The organism is Lysinibacillus sp. NPDC097162 (assembly GCF_044762185.1).
GTDB lineage: Bacteria > Bacillota > Bacilli > Bacillales_A > Planococcaceae > Lysinibacillus.
Genome location: NZ_JBIWDT010000001.1, coordinates 955428 through 967629, shown reverse-complemented (window position 1 = coordinate 967629; position 12202 = coordinate 955428). Strand labels below are relative to the sequence as shown.

The following is a 12202-nucleotide window of genomic DNA, read 5'->3' as shown; positions in this document are numbered from 1 at the left end:
ATAAAAGCTACGTTTTGAGCGAGTGCACGTATGTTAATCCCCAGCTAGTAATTGGTACTCATACTTAGTAAAATCCATAAGATGCTTAATTTTCTTTTGAAAATATGGAGCAATATCTTCGGTAATTAAGAAAGCACCTGTGACTGGATGAATAGAAGAGAGTTGAAAAATAGTTTGTAACTCCTCTAAAGACATATCTTTCAATATTTCACTATCTTCTATTATTGTTTCTCCAGGAAAGCTCCATGCCACTTCTCGAATAACATTTTTTTCAGAAAGATAATACGGCGATATCATTTGTTCTACAAAAAGTCTCTGCTCGCTCGCAAATTGTATCGCTTCCTGTTGTATGCTATTAGCACCAATAAATAGATAATAGTCATCACCGAACTGGACAAAGAAATCCTCGGTAATCAGTTGACAATAAATATAATCTCTCAGCGCCATTTTACAGACAATAGGAATTTCATCAATCGTTACTAGCATATCTTCTGCCAATGGAAATGTATCAAACGATGGGTCATATAAAGGCGAAGTTTTATCAACGTTACTCAAACCATACGTCTCAAGATGAATCAGTCGTACGTTCTCAATTTGATAAACCTCAAGAAATTTCATCACCGTATCGACATATGCTTTCTCGACCTGTAAATAGTCGTCTAACGTTAATATTTCTCCAAGAAAAGATTTTCCAATTTCTGAAGCACTTGTCCACTCATCCCTCAAATAATGTCCTTCTGCATTTCGATAAGCAGGATTGTATTTTGTAATCCGCCATTGATAGTCGATATCTCTATGCACAGATAGATGCACCTCCATTTTTAATTTTTTAATTAGATATTATCAAAATCTAATCTCCAATTCTTTTAAAAACAGCATCAAAAGTAGCTAATTTAATAGTGTTTTAAATGTTCTACCTTGTCGGTGACTGCTCGCCTACACTCTATTTACTTCTATTATCTAAAATATCTTGAATCGTAAAGTCTGCTAGCACAGATTGAAACGTTTTTTCCGCTTTCGCAATAATCATGGAAATAAAACGTTCCGAACCAGTAGATGGCACTGACCAATAAGGTGTTTCATTGTTATTTCCTAGCACACTATATATATCTTGCATTGTAATTTGCGCTGGTGCTTTATTTAGACAATAGCCACCATAGCGTCCACTATGCGCCTGTACATAATCTTGTTCTGCGAGCTTCGCAAGAATTTTTCTAACGAAGGTCGCATCCTCCCCTAGCGTCTCCGCAATATAATTACTTTTTAGTAGCTCATTCGATTCCGCCATTAGGACGATTGCTCGCAATGCTACATGAAACCATTTCGGGCCAAGATCACCCGATTGGATAAGGAGCTGCATTGTCATTCCCCCAATTTTCAAAATACTCTATCTTTTAGTTTGACTTCTCTTAATCATTGTACTATATTTTAATTGTGATATTTTAATCACAATTAAAATGATAGCGTTTTCAAAAATAAGGAGGGCATGCAATTGGAAAATCAAGTACATCCTGAGTTAACAACGTTCTTATCAGCTATGCAGGAACTAAATTTAACAAGAGAGAATATTGCTGAATCACGTAGTGTCATGAATGAAGCGCTTGGCAGCGAAGAAGTAAAAATGGAAAACGTTACAACGACAGAACGCTTTATTACTAGTCCTAACGGGGCACCAGATGTACGTATTCGAATTTACGAACCAACTGAAAAATACGGAACTTTGCCTGCTATTTTGTATATCCATGGTGGCGGTTTTATCATTGGGTCTATTGAAATGTTTGATGCAAGTTGTCAGATGCTTGTTTCACAATTAGATTGTGTGGTCGTTTCCGTTGGCTATCGCTTAGCGCCCGAGCACCCTTACCCTGCTGGTGTAGAAGATTGCTATACAGCACTCGAATGGGTAGCGGCAAATGCAAGTGAATTAGGCATTGATGTAACACGTCTTGCTGTCCATGGTGCAAGCGCGGGAGGCGGATTAACTGCTGCTGTTTCACTCTTGGCTCGGGATCGAAAAGGACCTAAAATTGCTTTTCAAATGCCACTATATCCAATGATTGATAATCGTTGTATTTTACCTTCAAATGACGAAATTACAGATGCTCGAGTATGGAACGGTCCACAAAATCACCTTGCATGGGAAATGTATTTAGGCCCAAATTATGCTGTGGATGCGCCTATTTATGCGGCTCCTCTCCATGCAGAGGATTATAGCAATCTTCCTCCTACGTATACATTTATAGGAGATTTAGATCCATTCCGAGATGAAACAATTGAATATATTGCGAGACTGACAAAGGCGGGTGTACCGACAGAATTCCATCTATATCCAGGTTGCTTCCATGGCTTTGAACACATGGTCCCTCAAGCAGAAATCAGTCAACGTGCAATTGAAAATTATATGCATGCCTTTAAAAAAGCTTTTGAAAAAGCGGCTTCACCTACTACTTAACTAATATTGCTCATCATATTTACCACACCCTATAAGTAATTCTGAAGAATTTACCGGCGATTTCTGATGTTCTATTGGCGATTTCAATAGTTTTACCGGCGATTTCCAAGGTTCAATTGGCGATTCCAGCTGTTTTATCGGCGATTCCCAAGGTTTTATCGGCGATTTCAGAAATCAACTTCTCTTTACAAAGCACAACAAGAGCATCTACGTTTAGATGCTCTTGCATTTTTTGCTTCTATTGCTGACGTGATTCTGTCATTTGCTTCCATACAGAGCCTTTTGCTTCCTCACCTTGTTCAATACGAGCGATGGCCATTTTTACTTGAAGCTTCACTTCAAACTCTTTATCTTCTTCAGCTGCCTTTAACGCTTGTAATGATTGCTCTGTCCCTACTTCATACAAATACATCGCTGCGCGCCAACGAACAAGCTTATTTTTATCTTGCAATGCTTGTTGCATCGCCTCTTCAAATTCCACCAAGCCAAGGTCACTCATACAGTCTCCCGCAGTACGGCGCACGGCTGCACTTTTATCGTGTAATGCTTTTTCCAAATACGGTACAACTGCAACATCTTCTATCATGCCTAAGTAAACTGTTGCCAAGCGACGAATAGACATTTGTTCATCTTGCAGCGCTAAATCTAAAACTGGCAGGTCATCTAGCTCTGGATCCGCCATTTGGTCAAGTAATTGGAACCGTTTTTCCCATTCTGGCTGTTGGAACTGCTCCACCGTTATTTTTAGTTTAGCAGGCTTTTGGTAAACCTTTTCTGTATCATTAATCGTTGCCACAATGTCAGCTAAACGTTGTGCAGAATAAGTTACATCAATTTCTTGTTTGACCGCTTCAGCAATTTCCTCAAGCTCGCCATAACGAACACCGTAATCAATCCATTTACGCTGGAAGATATAGTTTTCATCAACATTTGTTTCAATAATTTTATTGAAGGCATCGACAAAGCGTTCACCACAGCTTACACGGTATTCGCGTTGATTATCGAATACCTTTACTTGCAATGGCACCTGTTTGTAAAACTGTACATGGACATAAACTTCACCGTAAAATTCATTAGCAATTTGTATATCACTAGCTTCCGTTACATCCTCGCCTAAAACTTGTCGAATGCTCGATAAAATACTTTCCCATGCGTATTTTGCATTACGCTCAACTGCAAAGAAATCTGCTACATGATAAACACCTTTAACCCCCTCAATGGCTAAAATAGCTGCCGCTTCACCAGTAGCTTCGTCTTTATTGTCCTTAGTAAAGTTAAAGCTTTTGCCAAACGGTAACTCCGTATCGACGATAATCTTCATAGAATTGGGACTTGGTGTCGGCTCAATTGTAATAATTTTCATGTTATACGCTCCTTATCCGTTTACGATTTCATCTAAGTATGACCATCTTTCGATCAGATGCTCATAATGGGCATTCAACTCATCTAATTTAGCTGTTAACTCTTGTAGTTTAGTAAAATCAGCGCCTGCGTTTGCAATACCTTCTTCAGTTTCCATAATTGAAGTCTCTGTTTTTTCTATATCATCTGCAATGGTTTCCCATTCTTTTTGTTCTTTAAATGATAGTTTTTTCTTATCTGATTTTGGCTTCTCGACCTTCTGCTTGTCAGCTTTCGGTGCTTCCACCTTCACAGACGTTTCCTGCTCCCGCTTCTGTAAATAATCACTATAAATATCAAGTGACTCATCTACATGGCCTTGTCCGTCTAAAACCCATAGTTTTTTGGCAATACGATCAAGGAAGAAGCGATCGTGGGAAATAGTAATAACGACACCTGGGAAATGTTCGATAAAGTCCTCTAATACCCCAAGTGTTTCAATATCTAAGTCATTGGTTGGCTCATCCAGCAATAGCACATTCGGTTGCTCCATTAATAGTCTTAATAAGTGCAGACGCTTGCGTTCCCCACCTGATAACTTGCCAATCGGCGTACCGTGTGCATGTAGCGGAAATAAAAAACGCTCCAACATTTGCGCAGCAGAATAGCGTACACCTTCTGCATCTGTAATATCATTTGATGCTTCACGAATATATTCAATCATGCGCTCATTTTCATTCATCTTCGGTAACGTTTGTTTAAAATGTGCAAGTTTCACAGTAGAACCGACATGAATTTCTCCTTTGTCTGGCGACAGTTCACCAGCAAGCATGTTGAGTAAAGTTGACTTTCCAACGCCATTGGCACCAATTATCCCGATTCGATCGCCCTGTTGCAGTAAAAACGTAAAATGCTCTACTATTTTTTGCGAACCGAAAGCCTTTGATATATTTTCAGCCTCTAATACTTTTCGTCCAAGTCGCGTTGTTGCTAAGCCCAGTTCAAGTGAAATATCATCTGACTTGCGCTCTAAGTTATCTTCTAGCTGTTCGAAGCGCTGAATACGTGCCTTTTGCTTTGTTGAGCGTGCCTTCGCACCACGGCGAATCCATTTTAACTCTGAACGATAACGATTGCGATCTTTTTGGGCTGATGCAGCAGCCATTTCCTCGCGAATTGCACGAGCCTCTAAAAAGTCTCCATAATTCCCTGTATGTCGATATAGCGTTTGGTCTGCTATTTCATAAATATGCGTTGACAATTCATCTAAGAAATAACGATCATGGGTAATGAAAATAACAGCTCCCTTTAAGCGTAACACCATTTCCTGTAGCCATTCTGTTGACTGAACATCTAAATGGTTGGTCGGCTCATCTAATAAATAAAGGTCTGCTGGTTCAATTAATACTTTCGCTAAAGCGACACGTTTTTGTTGGCCACCAGAAAGGGTTAACACTTCCTTATCGAACATTTCAATGCCTAGCTTTGTCAGTGCAGTTTTAGCAAGTGCATTGACGTCCCAAGCTTGCTCCTCGTCCATGCGCTGCTGTAAGCTAAACAATGTTTTTTGTAAGCTTTCTGAGGTTGGATTTAACGCGAGCGCTGCAACAATTTCTTCATATTGATGGTTAAGTTGTAAAACGGGAGAATCACCGGCAAACACTGCTTGTAGTACCGTTTCGCCACTATTAAATGTAGGTTCTTGCGGTAAATAAGCAACACGATATTTATTTGGGCGATCAATCTCTATTGCATCCGCTTCGATTTGACCGGCTAAAATTGATAGCAATGTTGATTTCCCTGTTCCGTTTATGCCAATTAGACCCGCACGTTCCCCTTCGTATATTGTAAATTCAATATTTTGAAAGAGAGTTTTATCGCCCACTGTCTTTGTTAAATTTTGTACGATTAAATGACTCATTATGCTTTTCCATCTCTTTCATTTTGTAATTGCTCTAAAAAGCATACCATAAATTGATGGCGTTCATTAGCCATTTGCTTGCCTTTATCAGTCGTCATTAAATCTTTTAATAATAATAGCTTTTCGTAAAAATGGGTAACGGACGACGTATTTTTACTACGATAATCTTCCTCAGACATTGTTGTTCTTGCTTCCTCTGTGTCATCATATAATTTCCGACCTTTGGCACCACCATAAGCAAATGTCCGCGCAATGCCAATCGCTCCAATTGCATCTAAACGATCAGCATCACGTACAATTTTCGCTTCAATAGAAGTTGCCTCTAACTCATTTCCTCCATTAAATGACACTTGTGCGATACAATCACGAATATGTTGTTTTTTAGCTTCACTTATTTTCAATTCATTAATCAACTGTTCTTCTTGCTCTTTACTATCTGTATACTTTTTATCACTTACATCGTGCAAAAGCACCGCCATTTTCACAACGTCTGCATCTGCTTTAGGCTCTGTATGTAAAATCGCTAACGCATTTTGATAAACGCGCTTAATATGTTGAAAGTCATGACTCGCATCAAATTGCTCATATATGCTACGTACCTTATTCTTTAACTCATTCATATTATTAATCAGTCCTTTCTCTTTGCCTATTATACTGTATTGCTATGGGAAGTTGGTAACGATGTCGCCTTTTATATAGGAAAAACAAATAAAAAACACATATCAATTGACTAATTATTCAGAATATTGTAGTATAAATATACAGAACAAACTTTATTGTTCTGTAAGCTCACAATTTGCGTAATGTACAAAAGCTATGTGTTTTTACAGTTTTAAATAACTTCAGCGGGTATACAATTAAATATTGTTTTACAAAGAAATGCGTATAGTGTAACCGATCATCTTCAATAAAAGTGAACACTTTCCCTAAAATTTCAAGTTTGTTAACCCGCATAGTGGAAGTACAATACAAAAATGTGAACAACGAGTTAGCTTTGTTTTCGCGTCCGCGAAGGCTTTGACCAAATGTAGCAAGGCTTTATGGATTTATCATTAAACGATGTTACCTTCTACAATGCTTTTACCGTATATGTTTGAACGTAACTTTTCCATTTAATGATTAATGTATAACCAACTATGCGATCATTTTGCGAAAAGCCGCTTCATTAGAGTCGCGTTAACAATATTCGATAATTCATTTAGACAATGAAAGTTCATTTAAGCCATAAGTAAGAAATACGTTATGAAGGAAGTAGGAAAGAAATTGATCGTATGTAATACCCTCCCGCTGAAGGAACAATAAAAGCTGCCCATCTCGATGAGATGTTGGCAGCTTTTATGAATTAGGTTGCTTTCTTGCTATTTTAGCATTTTTTCTTTTTTACAAACCCTTACTAATAACCGTATCAATTTCCTGTAATAGCTTGGCATTTTTCATCGTTGAGCTTAAATTTAAATGGCTTTGATCAACTTGAATAATAGCTATATGCATGCCTTCTTTAATGCTAGCACTTGGAACAGGTACCATCCCTTCAATATCAAATGTCATTATTAAATCTGGAAATCTCGATTGAATGGTCCCTGCCTTTGATAATGTCATATATTCATTCCAGAAAGTTAATTCAACATCCTCCACAGTTAAGCTACCGACATCAAAGCCATTCTCCTTTATCAAAGAAAAATCCTTTACTGCTCCAGATACGATATGCTCGCCATTTAACAGTTGAATAATATTATCTAATTTTTCATCCATTGTTCGTCCATTTAGGAAGCTATATCCGAGCTCAATAGCGGCAGATATTGCATTTGGTGCTCCATGTTCCTTCAAATAGCCTATTGTTACTGGATTACGTGTCACCGCTACCATTCCTCCAGCTAGAATAGAAGCATGACGAACTGTTTTTGCTGTGTTTTGTAAATTACCTTCAGCTAAGCCTTGAATAGCGTAATCATCTTTTCCACCTGCATAAAATTGAACAGATTGATAATCTTGTTGCTCATGTAGGTTTAAGGAACCCATTATGGCAGTCGGGTGAGCCCGTCCATTACAAGGGGCATCAACAACTGGTACGTTCAATAATACCGATTGTAACCAACCATTGATTGTCGTTATGGCACCATTTTCATTCGTAATAATTCCATGTAATCGATGATCCATATACGCATTCATCTGTTGATAGCTCCAGCATAGCTGTTCATTGGATACATATTGTTCTTCCGCTGAAGGTGCTCCAACCATCGCTACACAGGCTACTAAATCTTCATGGTTTAATGCCGTTAAATCGATAAGTTGAGGGTTTCCAGCAGCGAAAATTTCCTCCACTAACTTTAAGCCTTCCCCTAGGAGGCCGCCACCGCCGCCTCCTAGGATTGCCCCTCCATAAACAGCAGCTAAACCATCCTCATACGTTAACACCTTTACCATCTGCACTTACCCCTTTCTATTTTCCTATTTTCAGAATGGAAGAAAAGAAGCTATATAAAGCGTCTCCAGCAATAACACCTGCTGCAAAAACAGTCATTTCAGATTCTCTCTTACCTTTTGTCATATAAGTGAAAATAACACGAAGTAAAATACCTCCTAACACTGCCCAACCAGCTATAGGATTGATTAGTAATAAACCAGTCGCAAACAGAATACCCATTTGTCTCTTTGAACCGCCAATTAGTTGAATCAATGCTCCAGGAATCGCCCAGATCAATAGCTGTTTTGCTACGTCACCAGTCACTCCTGATTGGATAGTGGCTGCGTATACATGGTTGACAGGTGCTACTAAACCTTGTTCAAAATACGATTGATATGAAAGTAAAACTACAACAGCAGCTATTGAAAATGCTAGCATACCAGCAATCATTTGCTGTTTACGTCCTTCTTTTTCTAATAAAGGATCACTGCCATTTCCACGTAAAATAAAACCTGTTTTCAAGTCATAACCCATATCTGCAAATGCTACCCCTGTTGCCGCACTAAAGCCAGCTAACAAAGCAAGTGCAGGTGCCGGGAAACCAATTAATATTCCGACAATTAGTGTGATAAACGCTACTGCAAATGCAGGGAACCAGCCTGCATGCATTGCAGCAATCCCAACGATAAGTTCGTGAACAAATGCTGCAATTGTTGCAAAAATGATAAAGCCAATGAGCATTCCAAAAGACATATGTGAAATCATACCACCTATTAAAGCAATTAATAATGCAATCGCTAAATAAGCAATAAAACCTACACCAAAACCTTGTCGAATTTCTTTTTGGTCTTTCGAATAGATTAATTCTTCTGACTTTTTAGTCGCTCTTTTACTTAGCAAATTAAAAGCAACCTGGAAAAGGGCTACAATGCCCGCTCCAATCATAACGCCATGTGGAATATAATATTCATTCAAATCGACATTAAATAATTGAACAGAATAAGCTCTCAGTAAAAGACCAATTCCAAACATAGTAAGCGCCCAAATATTTCCGATAAATGCTACCCCAAAAGCTGACATTGGAATTTTAAGAACGGACCCCACTATACCGATTAACACTCCGCCAATTAAAACCTTTGCATTTTTACCACCTTTATCACCAGCTTTAATAGCCTCTGCTGTTGCAATCCCTGGTGGCCAGGTACCTGTTGCTGGGAAAATCTTTGTATCAAAAAATTTATATAATAATAAAGCATCCACAAACATCGCTAATATAACACCAATAAACAATGGCAAAACTAAATTTTCATAACCTAAAACATATGGAATTCCAATTGGCAACATTAAACTACTCGCGGCACTAAAAGTAGCCGATGATATTGCAGTCTGTATAATATTTTGTCTATGCACGGATTTGAATGCAATTAGCTTTCCAATTGGAATTCTTCCTAAAATCATCGCAAATATCGCACCAATGATGGATGTATTAGCAGAAATTCCTAAAGTCGTAATTAGCTGTATCCCAATAATTGCCCCTACAACAGATGTTAAGACAATCATTAGTAAAGTTACGGGCTCCAAAGCCCGCGGATGTAGTACTTTATTATTCATAGTGTCAGGTCCCCTATTGTTGTTATAGTTTAGATATGTGAGATTGAATTTGATGTGCAATTTTCACTAACTGTTCAAGCATGTATTTCTCCCTTTGATCGTCAATGTCATATACTAATCCAGAAATCGTTAGAGATGCCATGATTTCTTTCTTATAATTGAATAATGGTACACTTATACCAAAAGCATGTTCATTGTACTCCCCGACAGTAACACACCACTTATTTTGTCGAATGGCTTGTAACTCCTCTTGTAAACTATCAAGTAGCTTTTTATGCTCCTCTTCAGACTGCTTTTCATGAAAATACGCTAACAATTCAAGCTGCCTTTCTTTGTCTAAATAGGCAAACATAACTTTACAGGAAGCACCAATATAAAGCGGTGTTTTTGTACCTAAGGACACCGCATATTTTATATTCTTACTACTTTCAGCAATTTTTGTTGTGACTCCATACTCATTATCCATATAAGTTAGAAAGACTGATTCATTGATTTCACTTGCAAGACTTTGCATCAATTCATAAATTGTAAAGTGAGGGTCATTTGTATGGGAGAGCATGTCATGAAATATAAACATTTTATAACCTAATTTATATTTTTTTGTAGCTTCATCCTGTAATAAATACCCTGCTTCAGTAAATGTATTGATTGTTCTTTGCACAACACTTGTATGCAATTTTGTCATGCGTGCAATTTCACGTACACCTAATGCGCTTTCTGTAGTTGCAAAGCATTCTAGTATATCCAATGAGTTTTTTAATGTCTTGACAGTCATTTATATATTTCTCCTTTTATGCGTTTTGGTAACCGTAACGTTTTTCAGCTACCTCTAAAGAAATATATCCATTTAATAGATCTTTTTCAATTGCTTTCGTACTTCTCTCTTGTGGATTGCCATAGCCTCCCCCAGTTGCTGTGACAAGTTCAATACGATCGCCTTTCTGTAATTCATAATTGGCGAGTACTCCTACTGGTCCCAGCTTTGTACCATCTTTTTTATGAATAATTAGATAGTTATGCGAGCCTTCCTCACCATCATTTAAGCCAAATGGTGCAAATTTATGTCTACCTAAGTTAACAGAAACCTTTTGGCTATCATGATTAACGGTATAAACTCGGCGTACACCTAAGCCACCTCTATATTGCCCTGCACCCGCACCATCGCAATTTAAGCTATATTCATCAATTTGAATACCGTATTTTGTCTCTGCAATTTCAACAGGAAGATTATACGTTTCTCCATCTCCCATACAATATTGCCCACTTTGTCCATCGTCATCATTTGACGCTCCCCAGCCACCTACTGAAGGCTCTACAATTAGGAATGATTCATTATTTTCAGGATTTTTGCCTGTTAAAATAAATGTACAAACAGACTGTAAATGCCCTGCTGATAATCTTTCAGGTAAATGAGGTGCAAGTGCCTTCCAAATTAAGTCTGCTGCCCCAATACGTGCCTCAAAGTTCATCGAAACAGGATGTGGACGCTTGGCTGATACAATTGAATTATCATCTGTAAGAATTGTTAAGCGTGTAAAGACACCTTCATTAATCACGTCAATATCTCCAAGTAATGCTAAGAACATGACACGAACACTAGCCATTAAGCCAAATTGTGAACAGTTTACTGGCACATTCACAGCAGGGTGCGAGCCTCTAAAGTCACAAATAAATTCTTCATCGCTAATTGTTACTTTCACTTTAATTGGATAAGGTCCACCTTTTAATGGATCGCCTTCAATAAAGTCTTCCGCATAAAATTCACCTTTTGGTAGATGTTGAAGCTCAAGCTCTACAATTTTTTCACCCTTGTCCAATAATTTTTGAATGGACAACTTCACCGATTCAGCACCAAATTTCCGACAAAGCTCTGAAATCCGTTTTTCACCTGTTTTCAAGGCTGCTACTTGTGCAAACATATCTCCAATAGAGAGCTCTGGTAGACGAACATTTGTAGATATGATTTCATAAATGCCTTCGTTAAGCTCCCCCTTTTGATAAAGCTTTACACCTGGTAACTGAAGACCTTCCTGATAGATTTCATTCGAATTACTTGTAAATGAACCAGGGTCCATCCCACCTACTTCGGTCCAATGTGCTTTATTTGCAGAATAAGCAATGATTTCTCCATTGTAGAAAATTGGTAAAACTAATCCTACATCTGATAAATGCGAGCCTCCCCCAACATAAGGGTCATTTATTATGATGACATCACCTTCGTTTAATTTTCTCCCATTATCAAATTTTTCTATGACACGTTGAACCATTGGACTCAACATCCCAATAAAACTTGTCACACCATTACCTTGGCTAATTAAATTCCCTTTGGCATCAGTTAAACCGCAGGCATAATCTAAAACCTCATAGATAACGGGGCTCATAGATGAGCGTGCTAATGCAACAAACATCTCATCTCCAATGGCCAGCAAGGAATCTTGAATAATTTCTATAGCAAAAATATCTTTTTTCATGT

General features: G+C 38.1%; 10 protein-coding genes. 1 reads left to right on the top strand and 9 read right to left on the bottom strand.

Going from position 1 to position 12202, the window contains the following annotated elements:
- Positions 1 to 33: 33 nt before the first annotated feature.
- Both ACIQXW_RS04690 and ACIQXW_RS04685 read right to left on the bottom strand, forming a co-directional pair.
- A complete protein-coding gene (locus ACIQXW_RS04690) occupies positions 34 to 801 on the bottom strand; it encodes a DUF7683 domain-containing protein (RefSeq protein WP_402760154.1) in 768 nt (255 codons plus the stop codon).
- 142 nt (positions 802 to 943) lie between these two features.
- Positions 944 to 1366 carry an Rrf2 family transcriptional regulator gene (locus ACIQXW_RS04685; RefSeq protein WP_402760152.1) on the bottom strand — a complete coding sequence of 141 codons (423 nt, stop codon included), beginning with the start codon at positions 1364 to 1366 and terminating at the stop codon, positions 944 to 946.
- 126 nt (positions 1367 to 1492) lie between these two features.
- Between ACIQXW_RS04685 and ACIQXW_RS04680 the strand changes: the two genes are divergently transcribed.
- Positions 1493 to 2452 (top strand): alpha/beta hydrolase, encoded by a 960-nt coding sequence (locus ACIQXW_RS04680; RefSeq protein ID WP_402760150.1) that lies wholly within the window; start codon positions 1493 to 1495, stop codon positions 2450 to 2452.
- A gap of 238 nt (positions 2453 to 2690) precedes the next feature.
- On the opposite strand, the gene ACIQXW_RS04675 is transcribed toward ACIQXW_RS04680, so the two are convergent.
- The 7 genes from ACIQXW_RS04675 to ACIQXW_RS04645 form a co-directional block, all read right to left on the bottom strand.
- A complete protein-coding gene (locus ACIQXW_RS04675) occupies positions 2691 to 3815 on the bottom strand; it encodes a conserved virulence factor C family protein (RefSeq protein WP_402760148.1) in 1125 nt (374 codons plus the stop codon).
- A gap of 12 nt (positions 3816 to 3827) precedes the next feature.
- Positions 3828 to 5714, bottom strand: coding sequence for an ABC-F family ATP-binding cassette domain-containing protein (locus ACIQXW_RS04670; RefSeq protein ID WP_402760146.1), 1887 nt, complete (start codon positions 5712 to 5714; stop codon positions 3828 to 3830).
- Positions 5714 to 6334 carry an HD domain-containing protein gene (locus ACIQXW_RS04665; protein WP_402760144.1) on the bottom strand — a complete coding sequence of 207 codons (621 nt, stop codon included), beginning with the start codon at positions 6332 to 6334 and terminating at the stop codon, positions 5714 to 5716. The genes ACIQXW_RS04670 and ACIQXW_RS04665 overlap by 1 nt, the downstream gene beginning before the upstream one ends.
- A gap of 760 nt (positions 6335 to 7094) precedes the next feature.
- On the bottom strand, positions 7095 to 8138 hold the full coding sequence (locus ACIQXW_RS04660; protein WP_402760143.1) for an S-methyl thiohydantoin desulfurase domain-containing protein: 1044 nt from the start codon (positions 8136 to 8138) through the stop codon (positions 7095 to 7097).
- A 16-nt stretch (positions 8139 to 8154) separates the two neighbouring features.
- Positions 8155 to 9729 (bottom strand): OPT/YSL family transporter, encoded by a 1575-nt coding sequence (locus tag ACIQXW_RS04655; RefSeq protein WP_402760141.1) that lies wholly within the window; start codon positions 9727 to 9729, stop codon positions 8155 to 8157.
- 22 nt (positions 9730 to 9751) lie between these two features.
- Positions 9752 to 10504 carry an IclR family transcriptional regulator gene (locus tag ACIQXW_RS04650; protein ID WP_401018516.1) on the bottom strand — a complete coding sequence of 251 codons (753 nt, stop codon included), beginning with the start codon at positions 10502 to 10504 and terminating at the stop codon, positions 9752 to 9754.
- 16 nt (positions 10505 to 10520) lie between these two features.
- The gene (locus tag ACIQXW_RS04645) at positions 10521 to 12200 is read right to left on the bottom strand and encodes a hydantoinase B/oxoprolinase family protein (protein ID WP_402760139.1); all 1680 of its coding nucleotides are present in this window, start codon (positions 12198 to 12200) and stop codon (positions 10521 to 10523) included.
- Positions 12201 to 12202 lie beyond the last annotated feature (2 nt).

What these genes read in the sequence shown, in the direction of transcription:
- ACIQXW_RS04685 (WP_402760152.1), bottom strand. Translation starts at nt 1,366, where the DNA reads ATGACAATGCAGCTCCTTATCCAATCGGGTGATCTTGGCCCGAAATGG.
- ACIQXW_RS04675 (WP_402760148.1), bottom strand. Translation starts at nt 3,815, where the DNA reads ATGAAAATTATTACAATTGAGCCGACACCAAGTCCCAATTCTATGAAG.
- ACIQXW_RS04670 (WP_402760146.1), bottom strand. Translation starts at nt 5,714, where the DNA reads ATGAGTCATTTAATCGTACAAAATTTAACAAAGACAGTGGGCGATAAA.
- ACIQXW_RS04665 (WP_402760144.1), bottom strand. Translation starts at nt 6,334, where the DNA reads ATGAATGAGTTAAAGAATAAGGTACGTAGCATATATGAGCAATTTGAT.
- ACIQXW_RS04660 (WP_402760143.1), bottom strand. Translation starts at nt 8,138, where the DNA reads ATGGTAAAGGTGTTAACGTATGAGGATGGTTTAGCTGCTGTTTATGGA.
- ACIQXW_RS04655 (WP_402760141.1), bottom strand. Translation starts at nt 9,729, where the DNA reads ATGAATAATAAAGTACTACATCCGCGGGCTTTGGAGCCCGTAACTTTA.
- ACIQXW_RS04650 (WP_401018516.1), bottom strand. Translation starts at nt 10,504, where the DNA reads ATGACTGTCAAGACATTAAAAAACTCATTGGATATACTAGAATGCTTT.
- ACIQXW_RS04645 (WP_402760139.1), bottom strand. Translation starts at nt 12,200, where the DNA reads ATGAAAAAAGATATTTTTGCTATAGAAATTATTCAAGATTCCTTGCTG.